Source organism: Brevibacillus sp. HB1.4B (assembly GCF_013284285.1).
Lineage (GTDB): Bacteria > Bacillota > Bacilli > Brevibacillales > Brevibacillaceae > Brevibacillus > Brevibacillus porteri.
Map to the genome: position 1 here is coordinate 38,805 of NZ_JABSUT010000018.1, position 17,121 is coordinate 55,925.

General features: G+C 46.1%; 16 protein-coding genes. 6 read left to right on the forward strand and 10 right to left on the reverse strand.

What is annotated here, in order from left to right; all coding sequences use genetic code 11:
• Positions 1-780 (reverse strand): cyclase family protein, encoded by a 780-nt coding sequence (locus HP398_RS28975; protein ID WP_173624344.1) that lies wholly within the window; start codon positions 778-780, stop codon positions 1-3.
• Between the two features lie 137 nt (positions 781-917).
• Positions 918-1,721 carry a MerR family transcriptional regulator gene (locus HP398_RS28980; RefSeq protein WP_254476441.1) on the reverse strand — a complete coding sequence of 268 codons (804 nt, stop codon included), beginning with the start codon at positions 1,719-1,721 and terminating at the stop codon, positions 918-920.
• A gap of 92 nt (positions 1,722-1,813) precedes the next feature.
• Between HP398_RS28980 and HP398_RS28985 the strand changes: the two genes are divergently transcribed.
• Both HP398_RS28985 and HP398_RS28990 read left to right on the forward strand, forming a co-directional pair.
• Entirely contained in the window at positions 1,814-2,824 is a 1,011-nt protein-coding gene (locus tag HP398_RS28985) for an alpha/beta fold hydrolase (RefSeq protein ID WP_173624346.1), read from the forward strand.
• A 224-nt stretch (positions 2,825-3,048) separates the two neighbouring features.
• Entirely contained in the window at positions 3,049-3,600 is a 552-nt protein-coding gene (locus HP398_RS28990) for a dihydrofolate reductase family protein (protein ID WP_173624347.1), read from the forward strand.
• Positions 3,601-3,759: 159 nt separating this feature from the next.
• Here the strand turns inward: HP398_RS28990 and HP398_RS28995 are convergent, their stop codons facing one another.
• A complete protein-coding gene (locus HP398_RS28995) occupies positions 3,760-5,070 on the reverse strand; it encodes a hemolysin family protein (RefSeq protein ID WP_254476443.1) in 1,311 nt (436 codons plus the stop codon).
• A gap of 208 nt (positions 5,071-5,278) precedes the next feature.
• The gene (locus HP398_RS29000; protein ID WP_173624359.1) at positions 5,279-6,040 is read right to left on the reverse strand and encodes an exodeoxyribonuclease III; all 762 of its coding nucleotides are present in this window, start codon (positions 6,038-6,040) and stop codon (positions 5,279-5,281) included.
• A 225-nt stretch (positions 6,041-6,265) separates the two neighbouring features.
• Here HP398_RS29000 and mphJ point away from each other — a divergent pair, with 225 nt between their 5' ends.
• The 3 genes from mphJ (at position 6,266) to HP398_RS29015 (ending at position 8,280) form a co-directional block, all read left to right on the forward strand.
• Complete coding sequence (gene mphJ, locus HP398_RS29005) at positions 6,266-7,189, forward strand: macrolide 2'-phosphotransferase MphJ (RefSeq protein ID WP_173624349.1); 924 nt, start codon at positions 6,266-6,268, stop codon at positions 7,187-7,189.
• A gap of 147 nt (positions 7,190-7,336) precedes the next feature.
• Positions 7,337-7,654, forward strand: a complete 318-nt coding sequence (locus HP398_RS29010; protein WP_017247101.1) for a hypothetical protein — start codon at positions 7,337-7,339, stop codon at positions 7,652-7,654.
• Positions 7,655-7,770: 116 nt separating this feature from the next.
• A complete protein-coding gene (locus tag HP398_RS29015; RefSeq protein WP_017247100.1) occupies positions 7,771-8,280 on the forward strand; it encodes a PepSY-associated TM helix domain-containing protein in 510 nt (169 codons plus the stop codon).
• Positions 8,281-8,337: 57 nt separating this feature from the next.
• Here HP398_RS29015 and HP398_RS29020 read toward each other — a convergent pair whose 3' ends face one another.
• The 5 genes from HP398_RS29020 to HP398_RS29040 all read right to left on the reverse strand — a co-directional run bounded on the left by HP398_RS29020 (position 8,338) and on the right by HP398_RS29040 (position 14,116).
• Positions 8,338-8,862, reverse strand: coding sequence for a DUF420 domain-containing protein (locus HP398_RS29020; RefSeq protein WP_017247099.1), 525 nt, complete (start codon positions 8,860-8,862; stop codon positions 8,338-8,340).
• Between the two features lie 188 nt (positions 8,863-9,050).
• Complete coding sequence (locus HP398_RS29025) at positions 9,051-10,430, reverse strand: amino acid permease (protein ID WP_017247098.1); 1,380 nt, start codon at positions 10,428-10,430, stop codon at positions 9,051-9,053.
• A 323-nt stretch (positions 10,431-10,753) separates the two neighbouring features.
• On the reverse strand, positions 10,754-11,695 hold the full coding sequence (locus HP398_RS29030; protein ID WP_173624350.1) for an alpha/beta hydrolase: 942 nt from the start codon (positions 11,693-11,695) through the stop codon (positions 10,754-10,756).
• Positions 11,696-11,708: 13 nt separating this feature from the next.
• On the reverse strand, positions 11,709-12,779 hold the full coding sequence (locus tag HP398_RS29035) for an LLM class flavin-dependent oxidoreductase (RefSeq protein ID WP_173624351.1): 1,071 nt from the start codon (positions 12,777-12,779) through the stop codon (positions 11,709-11,711).
• A gap of 98 nt (positions 12,780-12,877) precedes the next feature.
• On the reverse strand, positions 12,878-14,116 hold the full coding sequence (locus HP398_RS29040; protein WP_173624352.1) for an MFS transporter: 1,239 nt from the start codon (positions 14,114-14,116) through the stop codon (positions 12,878-12,880).
• 250 nt (positions 14,117-14,366) lie between these two features.
• Between HP398_RS29040 and HP398_RS29045 the strand changes: the two genes are divergently transcribed.
• A complete protein-coding gene (locus tag HP398_RS29045; RefSeq protein WP_173624353.1) occupies positions 14,367-14,948 on the forward strand; it encodes a TetR/AcrR family transcriptional regulator in 582 nt (193 codons plus the stop codon).
• A 75-nt stretch (positions 14,949-15,023) separates the two neighbouring features.
• Here HP398_RS29045 and HP398_RS29050 read toward each other — a convergent pair whose 3' ends face one another.
• The gene (locus tag HP398_RS29050) at positions 15,024-16,994 is read right to left on the reverse strand and encodes a methyl-accepting chemotaxis protein (protein WP_017247093.1); all 1,971 of its coding nucleotides are present in this window, start codon (positions 16,992-16,994) and stop codon (positions 15,024-15,026) included.
• Positions 16,995-17,121 lie beyond the last annotated feature (127 nt).

Consider the following 17,121-nt stretch of genomic DNA (forward strand, 5'->3'; position numbering starts at 1 on the left):
CTACTCCTCTTCTTCAAAAATAGCAACCGGACGCGCCCATCCCGCGCTCGCCCCTTTTACTTTGACAGGAAACACAGAAACGGTAAACCCGTAGGGTCTCGGCAATTGCTCCAAGTTCGCCAGCTTTTCAATTTGGCAATACTCTTTCTCTTTTCCCACATAGTGAGCCGCCCATAATACGCCATCGCGCGGATTTTGTTTATAGTTAGCGGCTTGAACGGAAAACGGGATATCCCATCCCCACCCATCGGTTCCCATGACCTTAATTCCTTGATCAATCAGCCAATGGGTTGCTTCCGCCGATACCCCTGCATGTGATAGGAAATAGTGTTCTTCATAGTATCTTTTATCTGCATCCGTCCTGATCAGGACAATATCGAACGGTTTTAGTTCGTATTGGATTTGGGCGAGCTTCTGCTTTACATCATTTACCGTGATTTCGTAGCCAGACGGCTTTTCACTAAAATCAAGCAAGACACCATCTCCGTAGAACCACTCCAACGGTAACTGATCAATCGTTCTTGCCGGCTCTCCCTCGGAAGTAGGCCAGTAATGCCAAGGTGCATCTACATGTGTCCCTGTATGTGTCGTGAGTGTCACCGTTTCACTCGCCCAAGCCTTCTGCTCGGGAAAATCCGTTGATTGGAGTCCGAAATACTGCGCAGCTTGGACAGCCCCTTCTTCATGACTATTGTATTGAATCTCAGGTGGAAACGGTTCTTTTGCCAGACGATCAAGAGGCACACTCAGATCAATGAACCGACGTGCTTTTCTATTCATAGCAGGATTCCCTTCTTTCCCCTTTGTAATTTTCTGTATTTTCGTTCAACATTACTGTACTACCTGCCTTCCACCAGCGTCAAATGAACACAAGCAAAAGGCCAGTACCTCGTCGTCTATACAGGTACTGGCCTTGTTTATGGAGATTCAATAGGAATTTGTACTTCTACATACGTATCGCCCCCATCTGGGGATTGCAGATAGTTTTCTCTGCCTGGCTGATCTTTTTTGATCCGGTATTGATTGCGCTCTATCCATTTTGCCAAGTCAATACAGGCCGTAGAAGGAACGAATGGCTCTACACGTTGGACCAGGGTGGCCATCATCGGCTCCTCTGGCAGCATACGTATTTCCAGCCTATCAGATGGCAAGGAAATGTCCTGTTTGAGTACATAGCCGATCTCCAATTCGAATGCCGTCTCGTCCCTCTCCGATTCCTTCCACAAAACGATGGGAGAAAGCATCCCTCTCTGCTGCTTGCCTGCATAATGAGCCAGTCGATCGAAAAGCATCGGAATCTCTTCCACCTTCCCTTCCGCACGGAACGAGACAACTTTTTGAGCTTCGACTCGTTTAAAGACAACCTCTTGTTCTCCATACCCCTTTTGCTCGATCGATAGCAGACGCTCCTTGATTCGATTCAATCGTGCTTGCTCCTCCTCAAGGAGCTGTTTCATTTCCCTTTCTTTTTGCCTGAATATGCCTTGTAGTTGTTCCAGGGACATCTCTTCATGAAGCAATTCCTGAATTTGTTGCAACGTAAATCCCAAGTCCTTGTACATGAGGATTCGATTGAGCGTAACCAATTGCTCTGCTGCATAAAACCGATAGCCAGTCTCTTTGTCGATATCCGCTGGCTTCAAAATACCAATCTGGTCATAAAAGCGAAGCGTCTTTAAGGACACTCTGCTCAATCGGGAAAATTCACTGATCTTAAACATGGAAAAACCCCAATCTATCATTCCCTTGACTTTCCCCTGTACGGGAACGTTTATAGTTGAAAAAAATCATGCTTACAAAGGAGCAATGCGAGATGGATTACGATATTTTTCACTTGGGAGAGGTGCGCTTGCAGTCAGGAGTGACCCTCCCACATGCATATATTGCTTACAAAACGTACGGCACGCTCAACGCAGCCAAGGATAACGTCATTATATTTCCTACGTCGTTTGGAGACCAGCATTACCAAAACGAATGGCTTATCGGGGAAGATAAGGCTCTGAATCCGAATCAATATTTTATCATCATTCCCAACATGCTCGGCAACGGGCTATCGTCCTCCCCGAGCAATACAGCCAGCCCGTATGATCAGGCCAATTTTCCACACGTTACGATCTACGATAATGTCGCCCTTCAGCATCGACTCATTACGGAGCGGTTTGGCATCAAAAAAATTGCGCTGGCAACTGGCTGGTCGATGGGGGCCATCCAGGCTTTTCATTGGGCGGCGAGCTACCCAGATATGGTCGAACGATTGGCTCCTTTTGCCGGAACCGCAAAAACATGGCCGCATAACATCGTCTTGATCGAAGGCATCCGAGCAGCCTTGCAGGCCGATGTAGCTTGGAACAACGGGCAGTATACAGCATCTCCCGAGGTTGGCTTACGTACCTTAGGGCGCGTTTATGCGAGTTGGGGGTTTTCACAGCCATTTTACCGCGAGGCATGCTATAAAGCTTTGGGCTATGAGACCCTTTCCGAATTTATCTCGGGATTTTGGGAGGAGAGCTTTGTTCCGTCGGATGCAAACGATTTGCTGGCGATGATGTGGACCTGGCAGCATGCCGACATTAGTCAAAATGATAGGTACAACGGAGACTTTGAGGCGGCGTTGCGAAGCATCCAGGCACGAACGGTTGTGATGCCTGTACGGACTGATTTGTATTTCACGCCAGAAGACAGTGAGTATGAGACGAAGCACATCCCCAACGCTACTTTTACGCCGATTGAATCAATCTGGGGACACTTGGCTGGGTTTGGGCTTAACCCTGTCGATACCGCGTTTATTGATAACGCCTTAAAGGAACTGTTGGAGACAAAATGAAAATACGAAGAAGAGGGGCACCTATAGAGGTGCCCCTTCCTTATTTTTTCGCAAGGAGTGGAGAATTTCTACTTTTCTGTCGTCCGATTTATATAATTCCTCAAGAAGCTCTTGTTCTTCCGGCGTCATTTGTTTCATGTCGATCCTCCTCTTCAAATAAAATGCGTGCAAGCCCTTATTATTTTCACATAAAATGAAATGGAGAAAAAAGGAGGGACTTCCAAATGGCCTCATTAATTTATCATGTTGCCGTATCATTAGACAATTTTATTGCCGATCAAGGGATCATGGATGGAAATATTGAAAACACTCTCTTTTTATTTGAGGGAGAACATGTACCGGACTTTTTATCTGAAATTCAGGAATATGATGCTGTGCTGATGGGCGCCAAAACCTACGAGTTTGGGTTTAAATTCGGTGCCAAGCCGGGCGAACCAGGCTATAAGGGAATCAAGCATTATATTTTCTCAAACTCCATGCAGTTTGAATCCAATGCAGAAGTCGAGCTGATCAAAGGCGATGCCATCGAATTTATCAAGAATCTCAAGCAGCAAGAAAACGGCAAGCTGTGGCTGTGTGGGGGCGGTGAATTGGCAGGAGCGTTACTGGCACATCAACTAATTGATCAATTAGTGCTGAAAGTGAATCCGGTGATGGTCGGTGAAGGTATCCCTCTATTCGGAAGTGCGAAGCCACGTCTCAAACTCGAGTTAGTGAACATGAAACAGTACGCGAACGGCGTAACGAAACCTACTTACAACATTGTTTATATATAATCTCGCTTAATAAGTGAAACGGGACCCCATCATTCGGCCCCGTTTCTTTTGTTGAGATTACAACGTAATATTTTTCAGTACTTCCGCAGCTTCTACACGCTCGTATTTTTCCACGTAAGCTCCTTTTGCCGATACTTTCAATAAGGTACCATCTTTTCGTTACGTTACATCCTGCAATTCACGAGCTGGGACTTCCAATGCCTTCTGAATCTCAATCTTCCGTATGCGATGCTTGTCTTTCTTTCTGATCGTAAAGACGAGATCATCGTATTGCCATTGGATACCTTCTTTGAGCGTCGAATTTTGACTGTATAGCCAACCCCCGATGGTATCGAGCTCTTCTTCATTAATATTGGCGTTAAGCAAATCGTTAACCTCGGAGAGCAGTACCTTTCCGTCCACAATCACATGGCTATTCTCTTCCACGATTTCGATTTCGGCTTTTTCCTCCGCGTCGAACTCATCACGGATCTCACCTACAATTTCCTCCAAAATGTCTTCAATCGTAACCATTCCGGAGGTACCGCCATATTCGTCAATCAGGATGGCGATATGCGTTCTTTGTTTCTGCATTTTTTTCAAAAGATCTTTTACAGGAGTAGCCTCTGAAACCGTCAAAAACGGTCGGATGAGCTTGGACATATCCAAATTTGGATCATCGGCATAATTCAGAAAGAACTCTTTCGTGTTAATCATCCCGATAATATGATCTTTGTTTTGCGATATAACCGGAAAACGGGTATATTGTTCTTCTTTCATGATTCGCAGGTTTTGCTCAAGAGTATATTCTTTGTGCAAGCAGCTCATATCTGTCCGTGGGACCATAATCTCGCGGGCCAGCATCTCGTCAAAAGCAAAGATATTGCTAACGTACCCATACTCAGACTGATTAATTTTGCCGCTCTCATAGCTTTCCGTCAAAATGATTCGCAGTTCTTCTTCTGAGTGACTTTCTTCGTGCTCCTTGGTCGGTTTCATCCCGAATGAACGCACAAGTAGAGCAGCAGAGCCATTCAGCACCCAGATTGCAGGGTACATCAATTTATAGAACCAAATAATAGGTTTCGCACACAGTAAGCTAACCGCTTCTGCCTTTTGGATCGCCACTGTTTTCGGTGCCAGTTCCCCGACAACCACATGTAGAAACGTAACAAGCGAGTAAGCAATCACAAACGACAGGACTGCAACGACTTGTTCGGGTAAATAAGGCGTAAGAAATGGGCTAATGATGCTTTCAATCGTCGGTTTCCCTAATACCCCCAAGCCAATGGCTGTCAACGTAATCCCCAACTGACACGCTGACAAATATCCATCCAGGTTACTAACTACTTTCTGAACAGCAAGAGCATTCTTTCTCCCTTCCATGACCAGTTGGTCCACACGGCTTGGGCGAAGCTTTACAATTGCGAATTCAGTTGCCACAAAAAATGCAGTAGCAACAATCAGAAAAGCAATTAGTAACAAATTCATGGTTAGCAATATCCTATCCCCTCTTCATTTAGAAGTCTTACCTTTTCATTGTACGAAACTCCACTCCCTCATATCAAAGTTCGCTTATATCCAATTTCGTCTTAATTGTTTGATTATAGGCAGTTTTGCTATTTCAGGTCACTCACCCTTACAATTGCTGACTACAGGCATGGCATACTTACTCCTATCCTTCCCTGCCTCCTACTCTTTATTCGAAATTGCCTAACTCCAACATGACCGGACAATGATCGCTTCCCATCACCTGTGAGTCAATTCCCGCCCCGAGCAACGATGGAGCTAGCCTCTCAGACGCGAGAAAATAATCAATACGCCATCCGATATTCCGCTCTCTTACTTTTGGCATAAAAGACCACCACGTATATGCATCTGTCTGATCCGGATAAAAATATCGATAGGTATCCACAAATCCAGCTGCCAGCAAACTCGTCATCTTCTCACGCTCTTCAGGAGTAAAGCCAGAATTATTGCGATTCGACTTCGCATTCTTCAAATCAATCTCTTGATGGGCGACATTCAGATCCCCACAAACCACCACGGGCTTCTTCGCATCTAACTCCAACAAGTAATTCCGAAACCGATCCTCCCATTCCAGCCGATAATCCAATCTCGACAAATCACGCTTCGCATTCGGGGTGTAGACCGTGACCAAATAGAAATCCTGAAACTCCAAAGTAATCACGCGGCCCTCAGGCTCATGGTTTTCTTCCAGCCCATAACGAACAGAGAGTGGTTCCATTTTTGTAAAAATAGCCGTTCCGGAATAACCCTTTTTCTCTGCGTAGTTCCAATATCGATGATACTCCTCGCCGATCTCCATCTCGATTTGACCTTCCTGCAGCTTCGTTTCCTGCAAGCAAACTATATCGGCATTCGCTTCTTTGAAGTACTCGTAAAACCCTTTGTTTACGCATGCGCGAAGTCCATTTACATTCCAAGATATCAATTTCATCATCGCTTATCTCCTCGTCGCTATTCGTTAGATTCCATGGTACACTATCTTTGTTTTCAATTATAGGAGGGTACAATGATGGACATTGCAATGGGCATCGCATTCATGAGACTTCGTTAAAATCGACAAGACCCCAAGTCGGCTCAGCCATTTTCAAAAACGGAGTGGGATGAGTTTATTTGTGTTTGATTGATTGTAACTATTCATGAATGAGGTGTTTTTATTATGTCTAAAAACAATGTAGAGCAAATGCTCGCCATCGCGAAAAACAACGGAATCCTTGTAGACCCAACTACCGTGAAGGTGAATGAATCCGGCTTAGATTTCCTTGCGATTTTTGCAAGTACGATAGATGGCGTTCCATGGGTATTGCGCCAACCGCGCCGTGACGATGTCGTGGAGACAGCTCGTTACGAGAAAAAGGTGTTAGATCTCGTGGCAAAACATCTACGTGTAGAAGTACCGGATTGGCAGGTTCACACCTCTGAATTCATCGCTTATCCGATCCTAAGTGGCACACCGATGGCAACGATCAATATGGAAACAAAAAATTATGAGTGGTATTTGAACCCTGAATCTCTACCTGAGCTGTGCTTACAAACATGGGCAGAAGCATTGGTCGAGTTACACGGTATTCATCATGATCTTGCTCGAGATGCTGGTATCCGCGTCAAGCAGCCTAGCGAAGCACGAGCAAGCCTTCGAGAAAAGATGAATGATGTCAAACGCGTCTTTGGCGTTTCTCAAGCGCTATGGGATCGTTGGCAAAATTGGATTATGGATGATACATTCTGGCCTGCTCACTCCGTTCTCGTGCATGGTGACCTCCATCCGGGGCATATCCTGGTTGATGAAAACGGAAAGGTAACGGGGCTCCTGGATTGGACGGAGGCCGAAGTAGCTGATCCGGCGACGGACTTTACGGTCTTTTACATGTTGTTTGGGGATTCAGGCTTGGCTGATTTCATCAAACGCTACGAAAAAGCAGGAGGCCGTGTATGGCCGCGCATGCATGAGCACATTGCAGAAATGACATCCGTGTATCCCGTCATTCTTGCCACCTTTGCGTTGAAATCAGGACTGGAAGAGTTCAAGATCATGGCACAACAAGCTCTGGGAGTCGATGAAAACGGCAAAGAGATTTCTTAATAAATAAAACCAGCCACCGTCCCCGATTGGAGGCGGTGGTTTTTCCATGTAAATAGCTACAATGAGCCATTACTGTCTTGGAGATATGGTGTTACAATAAATCGGCTCATTTGGACAATCCTTTATTAAATAGATGGAGTGAATATGATGAAGCGAGGACTTCTTATTGGCATTTGTGCTGTGGTTGTAGTAACAGGCGTGCTTTCCATTCCTGTTGAGGCAGGCCCCTCACCCGACACACGAATCATATTGGAGCACACGAACAAGACGTATATTTCACCGCCCTGTTATGAGCAAGCTAACAAAACGAACAATCTAGCCGAAGCTGATATGAAAAAAGCGCAGGAATTGAATTATCAGCCAGAATCCAGCTGCACGGCAAATTCACTTGCCCCCATCAAGCAACCGATCGCTTCCATACTCGCTGAAAATCTTGGAATAAAACAAAGCCAATGGGACTGGTAACTGCACTACGTTCTGATTCACGAATTGTTCAAGGAAAATAGCTCATGTGAGCCATCTCCTTTTATCAACAAAGTTTATATAATCATCAAGAACGTCATCGAGAGGAGTAACCCTGCATGCTATTTAAGAAGTGGAACCGTAACTTCCACCGCTACATCGGACTCATCGTTAGCCTTTTTTTACTGATGTGGGCCATTACTGGTTTTCTCCTGTTAAATGTTCCTTGGTATCAGGAAAAAGCCACAGACTTGAAAACCACAATGATCGAGGTACCCGCAAAACCAGAAGAGCTAACCATTGCCTATGTGGGGGAGAAGTTAGTAGAAACTGGGGAATATTCTTGGGCTGAGATCAGATCGATCGCAAAATCAGGTGACTCTTTCAAAGTCTACGTCAGCAGAGAACCTATTCTGCGGCTGACTGTTTCTTCAGAAGGGCACATCACAGCCTTGAAACAAGATCCCATTTTAGATTTCTTCTACGGACTGCATGTGGGCGAATGGGAAGACCTTAACTATGTGACTGTGTTAGAGATTATCTCCATTTTAACTGCTTTTCTTGTCGTCTCCGGGCTCATTTATTTCCTGCCCAAACGCTGGTTTAAGAAACGTGAAACGAAAATATAAAGGCTTCGGCCATAAAAAAAGAGCGTTAGCCTTCAGCAGCTAATGCTCTTTTTTTGATTAATAGTACGGAGAAATCATGATGTAAACAATGACACCCGTCGCACTGACATACAGCCACATCGGCATCGTCCAGCGGGCGATTTTTTTATGTTTTTCCACCTTCATGTTGAGTCCACGTGCAGTCGTAATCAGCGCAAAAGGCACGATAAGCGCCGACAGCAGAATATGTGTAATCAAAATGAAGTAATAGATCGGCCGCAGAATTCCCTCTCCCCCGTAGGAAGTGCTAGGTGCCATTCCGTGGTAGATCACATACGAAACCAAGAAGAGAGCTGTTGTCGAGAAGGCTGCAAAAATATATCCTCGATGCATCTTCATGTTTTTGAACTTCAGGATGGAAACGAGTGCGGCAACCAGAAATACAAAGGTAAAACTGTTCATGACCGCATTAAAAAACGGCAGAAACGTCAGATCGAGATGGCTGAAATCATTGTTCTTCGGCATGAAGTACAAGATGGCGATCAGCGTGTTAATCGCTATGGTGAGAATAACGATAATCGGTGTATAGTTGCGTTGTTTCATTCTTATGCTCCTTTTTTCTCAGATCATGAATGAGTATCCCGCTTTAGTCTACCCATTGACGAGCCCGGACATTGGCAGCCGAAGACGGTTAACCAGTCCAGTCATCCTAATGATAAACGAAGTAGGTATGCCGTACAAAGGCGATTTGATGAACAAAAAAAAGGACCAACAAATGTTGGTCCCTTTCGTTATTTCTTATTTGATTGCTCGTCCAGTGGTACGGCCTTGCTAATTCCTAGTGCAAAGAAGCTGATGACCACAATCGCCAAGAAGACAATTCCGGCAATCAGGGAAACGCGTGTGTCATCATTGATCCACATACCAATGAGTACCATGATGAGAAAAGCAATAGTCAAATAGTTGCTCACTGGGGCAAAAGGCATTTTGAATGGATGGTTGTCCATTTCAGCACCCTTTGCTTTTCGGAATCTGATTTGACTGATCAAAATGACAAACCACGGTACCATACCAGGCAGAACACTCGCACTATACACATACACGAAGAGATTTTCTGGGGCGATATAGCTTAAGATAACGCCAATTCCCAGACCGATCAGCACACCAATCGTACCTAACAACGGCACACCATTCGAAGACAGCTTCGTAAAAACTTTCGGGGCTTGGCCATTAACACCTAAGGTATACAGCATACGCCCTGCACTATAAATCCCACTATTACAGCCAGACATAGCAGCAGTGATCACCACAAAGTTAATGATACCTGCAGCAGCGGTAATACCAATCTTCGCAAAAGTAGCAACGAACGGACTGCCGATTGCCTGTAATTGATCCCAAGGGTAAACGGTTACAATAACAAAGATCGCACCGATATAGAAAATCAAAATACGCCAGATAATGCTTTGGATCGCACTCGTTAATGTTTTTCTCGGGTCTTTTGCTTCCCCTGCGGTAATCCCGATGAGCTCGACACCTTGATACGCCCCAATCACCAAGGAAAGGGCAAAGAAAAAGCCTGTCCAACCGCCCGTAAAGAATCCGCCATTCTCCCACAGATTCGATAATCCGATTGCGTTTCCACCATTTCCAATGCCAAAGAAAATCAATCCAAACCCTGCAATAATCATCAAAACGATCGTTACAATTTTGATCATGGCAAACCAAAACTCAAATTCACCAAATGATTTTACCGAGACCAGGTTTGCTGCACCGAGAATCACCATGGCAATTATGCCTGGAATCCAAGGCGGTAAATCCGGGAACCAATACTGCATATACTGCCCAACGGCGATGATCTCTGCCATCCCGACAATGACCCACTGGAACCAGTTACTCCAAGCCGTCATATAACCTGCTAACGGATGGATATACTTATGCCCAAAAGTCGCGAATGAACCCGTACTCGGTTCCATATACAACATTTCACCCATTGCACGCATGATGAAAAAAATAAAAATTCCTACAATTGCATACGCTAGCATGACAGATGGTCCTGTCCATTTGATCGTGCTGGCAGACCCCATAAATAGCCCAACACCAATCGTACCGCCCAAAGCAATCATCTGAATATGACGGGCTTCCAGGCCTCTCTTCAGTTCTTTGTTTTCCACGTAAGATTCCTCTTCCTCTCTGCTGTTGGCGGTATTTTAGGAAAGCCATCATAGAAAGCATTCCTAATCGTTAGTAAGATTATTCCTTTTTCTTACGTTGTGCTTCACTTCCGAATTGTTTGTTTATTTGTAAAATAAATTTCACTAACGTTAATTATTATATTCACTTTATAAACAATTTGTAAATCGATATGTTTAAGAAAAATATAACCAAATATATATTACTGAAAAAACATTTTCTTCTAAACTAGGTTACACGATAGAAAAGCACAACAATCGCCGAGATCTCCCTCGATCGGTTGTTGTGCTTTTTGCCTCCACGATTATTTAGAATTAAGCGCTCTTGCCATCGCATCCACATAGCTTTGGCTGGCACACTGGCTCACTTCCGCTTCGGGGACAAACACTTCAAAGCAGTGGTAGCAACCGGGATACAGATGAAATTCCACGTCTACGCCCGCTTGTGCAAGTCGCGTCACATATTCGATCGTCTCATCTCGGAACAAATCGAGCTGTCCTACGCACGTATAGGTCGGCGGCAGCCCCGCCAAGCTTTCTGCTCTCGATGGCACCGCATATGCGGATAGCTGACTGTCGTCGGTACCTTCGCCCAGGTACATACTCCACGCAGTCAAATTGTTTGTCCGGTTCCAGGTTGCATTTTCAGCCTCAATTTCATAGCTCGACGCTGTACGATTACGGTTGTCGATCATTGGATACAACGGCATTTGGAAAATAAGGGCTGGTCCCCCTTTGTCGCGAGCCATTAAAGCAAGTGCTGCGGTCAGCCCCCCTCCCCCGCTTGCACCAGCAATCGCAACCCGATCCAAATCGATGCCGAGTGACTCAGCTTCGTCTGTCATCCACGTTAACCCGGCGTAACAGTCATGGATGGCAGCTGGATAGGGGTGTTCGGGAGCCAGACGATAATCGACCGATACGACGATACAATTAGCCGCTTGTACGAAGCGTTCGCAGAGAGCATCATCCATATCGGGGTGCCCCAGCACATAGCCTCCTCCGTGAATCCACAGCATGGCCGGAAGCTTACTGCCTGTTCGCTGGGCGGGCTCGTATATTTTCGCTAGCATCTCTCCTGCTGCGCCTTGAATCATTCGACTTGTGGTACGTACATGCTCTGACTTCACAATAGGCGGATTTTTCAGCATGGCCCTGCTCGACTCCAAATTTTCTTCGAGTTGAAAACCAGGGAATTGCGCTAATGTTTGCCTTAATTCCGGCAGTACTCGACGATGAAAATCCACGTGAATCCCTCCCTTAAGCAAATGTTGATTCTTGCTGTGTCTCTGCTTCCCACTTGGTTATTTCCTCTCGCACCCGAGGCGCTACCTCTGTTCCCAAGAGCTCAATGGCTCTCATTACCTGATCATGAGGCATCGTAGATATCGGCACATACATCATAAAGCGTGTCATGCCTACCCGTTTGCGAAGGTGAATGATCTTTTGAGCAACCGTCTCCGGATCACCCACATACAACGCTCCTTCGAAGCTCCGTGCGGCATCAAAGCTAGCACGGTTATAATGCGCCCAGCCCCGCTCCCTTCCGATTTTATTCATTCCTGCTTGGGTAGAAGGAAAAAATGTATCTGCCGCTAGTTCCGTATCCTCCGCAACAAATCCTAGTGAATGGGACCCAACTGTTAATCGCGATACGTCATGACCAGCGTGCACGGCCACCTTCTTATAAAGCTGCACAAGTGGTGCAAACTGCCGAGGACTTCCACCAATGATCGCTAGCATCAGTGGCAATCCCAGCAGACCTGCACGAACAACAGACTCCTGATTACCTCCGCTGCCAATCCATATAGGTAAAGGATTCTGAACAGGCCGTGGATACACGCCCAAATTCTGTATAGCTGGCCGATGACCGCCCCTCCAGGTTACTTTTTCGGACGCCTGTATTTTAAGGAGCAGCTCCAAATGTTCATCAAACAGTTCATCATAGTCATTCAAGTCATAGCCGAATAGGGGAAAAGACTCGATAAAGGAACCCCGTCCCGCCATAATCTCTGCCCGTCCATTTGAAAGGCCATCGAGTGTCGCAAAATCTTGAAAAACACGCACTGGATCAGCCGAAGAAAGCACTGTCACAGCACTTGTCAGCCGAATCCTTTTTGTCAGTGGCGCAGCCGCAGACAGCACCATTGCTGGAGAAGAAGCCGCATAATCCTTGCGATGATGTTCACCTATGCCAAATACATCAAGCCCAACCTGATCAGCGAGGACGATTTCCTCGACAACTTCACGCAATCGCTGTGCGTGGCTCATCACTTCACCTGTCTGAACATCCGGCGTCGTTTCCACAAACGAAGTAATCCCAATCTCCACAGACCATCTCTCCTTTTGCAAAACTTGTATTAGTCAACAGCTCTGGAAGCAAAATAGTTTTATTTTATATATCTTCACTTCGAACTATTTTGGTAGCTCTATTTCCTTGGGATAGCCGAAACGCGTCTGGTCACAGCCCAATACACCAGAGCCAAAGCACTGACAGAGGCTCCGAGCAAGCATACTCCCTCCCAACCAAAATGCGCATATGTATAGGTCGAGGTAATAGAGCCAGCAGAAGAGCCAATCGAATAGAAAACCATGTACCCCGCCGTGAGCCGACTCCGCGCCTCTGCACCCAAGGTGAAGATCATACTTTGATTCGTAACATGTACGGCCTGCACCGCCAAATCAAGCAAAACAATACCTATCGCCAAGGCAAATAGCGACTGTTCTAAATAGCCGATTAGCAGCCACGATAGTAGCAATAGACTCAAAGCAAAGCCCGTCGTTCTCTGTCCGTAACCTCGATCTGCGAGCTTCCCTGCCCTTGCTGCAGCTAACGCTCCGGCAACTCCTACGAGGCCAAACGCCCCGATCGCCGTATGCGACAAAGATAATGGCGGCGCACTCAGAGGCAGTACCAATGGCGTCCACAAAATACTAAAGGCAGCAAAGATCAGCATAGCCAGAACAGAACGAATACGTAATAGCCGTTCTTGCGCGAACAACATCAGGACCGATCCAAGCAACTGGAAGTAGGATAGCGACTTTACCTCCCGCTCCCTATTTGGCAATACCCGAAATAATACACAAACCAATCCCAATAGAAATGCAGCAGAGACCAGATATACGGCACGCCACCCCGCAAGATCTGTTAAAACTCCTGCAATGGTTCGCGCTAGAAGTATGCCAATAACGATTCCACTTGTAACGACTCCCACCACTCGTCCTCGCTCAGCAGGGGCGGCCATTGTCGCCGCAAATGCAACAATTGTCTGCGTCACAACGGCAAGCAATCCTACCGCAGCTATACCTGCGAATAGTACTGTGCCGGTGGAGGCAGTCCCTACGATAACCAGCGCTACCACAGATAAAAACATCTGACCGATAATCAAGCGACGCTGATTCAATAGATCGCCAAGTGGCACGAGCAGCAACAGTCCTACTGCATAAAAGATTTGCGTAAGGGTAATGAGAATCCCTATGATGGAATAGTCAATTACGAACTCCATCGACAAATGATCAAGTAGTGGTTGCGCGAAGTAGATATTCGCAACCGACATCCCGCAAGCAACCGCAAACAATAGTGTTACATAGCGAGGCATGGGAGAGCCTTGCACTGAATCTGCCTTCCTATCGGCTTTAGCCGCTACTTTTTCGCTAACCTCCTCCATCTGTCTTCACCTTACCTCCTCTCATTTTACGTTTAGAACAAAATAACATACTGATCGGTACGTTATTTCGCCCAGTAAATATATCCCACTATTTCTTTTTCTGTCAACACCATTCTTTTTACGGTAGGATAAACCGTCCTAAAATTGACAACGCAGATGAAAACCAATAAAATATAAATTACCGTTCAGTACAAAAAATCCACTGGCAGTTACATAGATTCGAATACATGAGTAATGAGAGGAACTCTTTATGGCAAGAACACGCGAATTTGACGAAGGAAAAGTACTCGATGCAGCTATGCAGCTCTTTTGGGAGAAGGGGTATGAAGCTACCTCATTAAGTGATTTAACTTCCCGAATGGGTATCCAGCGCCCCAGTATTTACTCAACCTTTGGGGACAAAAAAGAATTGTTCGAAGCCGCACTACGCAGATACACGATGTCTCGTGCTTCGGAGATACGAACGAAGCTTCAAAACAATCCATCCGTAAAAGAGGCGTTTCGCCATTTTTTTAAAGAGGTGTCCGACGAGGAATATACGGAAGGTCTCAGCCGCGGATGCTTTTGCATTAATACCATGGTCGAACTTGCCCCTCATGATGAGAAATTTGAGATTTTGACAAGGGAACACCAAATGTACCTCTCTGTCATCTTTCAAGAAACAATCGAGCGAGGTATCCAAACAGGTGAACTCGATTCGAGTATAGACGCGAAAGCTACCGCACAAGCGCTTATCGTATCGTTAATTGGACTGACCGTAATCATGAAATCTCGTCCAAATCGATCATTTGTTGATAATTCAATAGAAGTTACGCTTACGTTACTTAGGTAACTATTACGATCTACTTGGACAAAAAAAAAGACCAACGTCTGTTGGTCTTCTTTCTCTCCATCACTACAACTACTGTTAGCGTTGCAATTTAAAACGCTGAACCAATGACTGCAACTCTTCCGCAATGTTAGCAAGGTGCGCTGCCGAAGCCGCCACTTCCTCCATCGAAGCATTCTGTTCTTCACTGGCTGCGGCGACTTGGTCGACCTCTTGTGCAGTGGCTTGGCTCATGGCACTCGATTCACCAAAGGCCACAAGCATCAATGTATTTGATTGCATCAACCCTTCGCTGACGCGAGCTACTTGCGCGAGGTGCGCATCAATGCGGTTAATGGCCTCATACATTTCCGTAAAACGCTGCTCAACCGATTGTGTCAAATCACTTCCCGCTGTAGCAGAATCCACGCCCTCCTCCGTACGTCTAACCATGTGCAGGACGCGATTCTGAACCTCGCCGATCAGACTGTCGATCTTTTCAGCAGCAGAACCTGTCTGATCAGCCAGCTTGCGTACCTCATCAGCAACGACAGCGAATCCACGGCCTTCTTGCCCGGCACGTGCCGCTTCAATAGCTGCATTCAACGCAAGTAAATTTGTCTGAGAGGCGATATCCTGGATAAAATTCGTCACCCCGCTAATTTCTCCAGCAACCCCTTTTAACTCCTCCATCTCATCTTTTGAACGAGTGGAATGCTCCACGATCATATTCACCTGTTGTCTCGCCGCTCCGAGGGACTCCTCTCCGGTATTGGCCAAACCTGTGATAAGCTGCGACATTTCCGTGCTCTCACGCAGAATGCGGATGGCATCATCCAGCTCCTGTTGCGCTTGCGTCGCCGATTGCTTCACGGTATCTATACTCCGATTCATATCGGAAGACATGGACGCTATTTCTTGCATGGAGGCTGCCACTTGTTCAATCGTTTGCACGTTCTCCTCCGAATTGGCAGACAAATGCTGGGAGGAAGCAGAGATTTGCTCGGAATGATCGGTAATTTGACGCAGAACATCGGACAACGATTGCGACATCGTATTGAAGTTGGATTGTAGCTGTCCAATCTCATCTATTCTTCCGCTCTCGATGGACCTGACTGTCAAATCCCCCTGCGCGATCGAGTCGGTCAGTTGCTTCAATTGCAGGATAGGTCTCACAGTCCGTTTCATGAAGATCCAGACAAACAAGGCAATAAGGGCAAGCAAAAGCACGATAAACATGAACGACATCCGTAACAGTGGCCCTGTTTTTTGCTTGATTTCACTCCAATCAATCACGGAAACGACGTTCAATCCGAGCGAATTTTGCTTGTTGAAATGGTAATATTCACGAAGCTCGTCAACGTCCATTTCAAAAGAACCCTGCTCTTGATCACGCATCACTTGGAAGCGCTCGTCTTCAAGCGGCTTGCCTTGTGGGAATCGCGGATGCGACATCGTCACGTTGTTCTGATCGAACAGGCTGACATATCCCTTTTCACCGATCTTGTACGTCTTTACCAGCTCGTTTAAGTGATCGATAGAAACGTCGATACCCGCTACTCCTGTACCGCCCGAGAGCGTCTTGGCAAACGTAATCACGTAGCTCCCACTGACTGCGTCGATGTAAGGGGGCGTCACAATGATCTGCCCTTTATGCTGAATCGCTTGCTTGTACCAATCTCGCGTAGTCGGATCAATTTCCTTTTTCGCAGAGTTGTAGTATCGATTGTCATAGTACATAAACGCAGCCAAAACATTGTCGATGTCTTTCTCTATGTTGTGGATACGATCGTAGATATACGTATCCGCATTTTGCCCCGGAGGAACTTGAACATCCGCAAAGCTATCGATCGTAACAGAATAATCCCGGTACGAATTATTGAGTACTTGTGTAATCATCGTGGTAACCGATTCAACTTGGGACAACAATTCGCGCTCTAACTGGTTGCGTGCCAGTTGTGTCAAGGAAAGGCTGAGAACGACAGAAGGAACAACGATAAGCAAGACGAGAAAAAACAGCATCTGCTTGGATAGCGAAGCTTTATAGCCGGTAAACATCTTTTTGATCATCTGTGATGACTCCTCTCTTATGGAAATAGGTTAACTAGCTGCTGTGAGAGCAACAGAACCAAACCGTTTTTGACAGCCCAAACACCGCCTCACAGGTCGACTAAAGGCGTACGGATAGACGGCAAAG

What these genes read in the sequence shown, in the direction of transcription:
- HP398_RS29010 (WP_017247101.1), top strand. Translation starts at nt 7,337, where the DNA reads ATGAAGCGAGGACTTCTTATTGGCATTTGTGCTGTGGTTGTAGTAACA.
- HP398_RS29000 (WP_173624359.1), bottom strand. Translation starts at nt 6,040, where the DNA reads ATGAAATTGATATCTTGGAATGTAAATGGACTTCGCGCATGCGTAAAC.
- HP398_RS29045 (WP_173624353.1), top strand. Translation starts at nt 14,367, where the DNA reads ATGGCAAGAACACGCGAATTTGACGAAGGAAAAGTACTCGATGCAGCT.
- HP398_RS29050 (WP_017247093.1), bottom strand. Translation starts at nt 16,994, where the DNA reads ATGATCAAAAAGATGTTTACCGGCTATAAAGCTTCGCTATCCAAGCAG.
- HP398_RS29015 (WP_017247100.1), top strand. Translation starts at nt 7,771, where the DNA reads ATGCTATTTAAGAAGTGGAACCGTAACTTCCACCGCTACATCGGACTC.
- HP398_RS28995 (WP_254476443.1), bottom strand. Translation starts at nt 5,070, where the DNA reads ATGAATTTGTTACTAATTGCTTTTCTGATTGTTGCTACTGCATTTTTT.
- HP398_RS28990 (WP_173624347.1), top strand. Translation starts at nt 3,049, where the DNA reads ATGGCCTCATTAATTTATCATGTTGCCGTATCATTAGACAATTTTATT.
- HP398_RS28985 (WP_173624346.1), top strand. Translation starts at nt 1,814, where the DNA reads ATGGATTACGATATTTTTCACTTGGGAGAGGTGCGCTTGCAGTCAGGA.
- HP398_RS28975 (WP_173624344.1), bottom strand. Translation starts at nt 780, where the DNA reads ATGAATAGAAAAGCACGTCGGTTCATTGATCTGAGTGTGCCTCTTGAT.
- HP398_RS29040 (WP_173624352.1), bottom strand. Translation starts at nt 14,116, where the DNA reads ATGGAGGAGGTTAGCGAAAAAGTAGCGGCTAAAGCCGATAGGAAGGCA.
- HP398_RS28980 (WP_254476441.1), bottom strand. Translation starts at nt 1,721, where the DNA reads ATGTTTAAGATCAGTGAATTTTCCCGATTGAGCAGAGTGTCCTTAAAG.
- HP398_RS29020 (WP_017247099.1), bottom strand. Translation starts at nt 8,862, where the DNA reads ATGAAACAACGCAACTATACACCGATTATCGTTATTCTCACCATAGCG.
- mphJ (WP_173624349.1), top strand. Translation starts at nt 6,266, where the DNA reads ATGTCTAAAAACAATGTAGAGCAAATGCTCGCCATCGCGAAAAACAAC.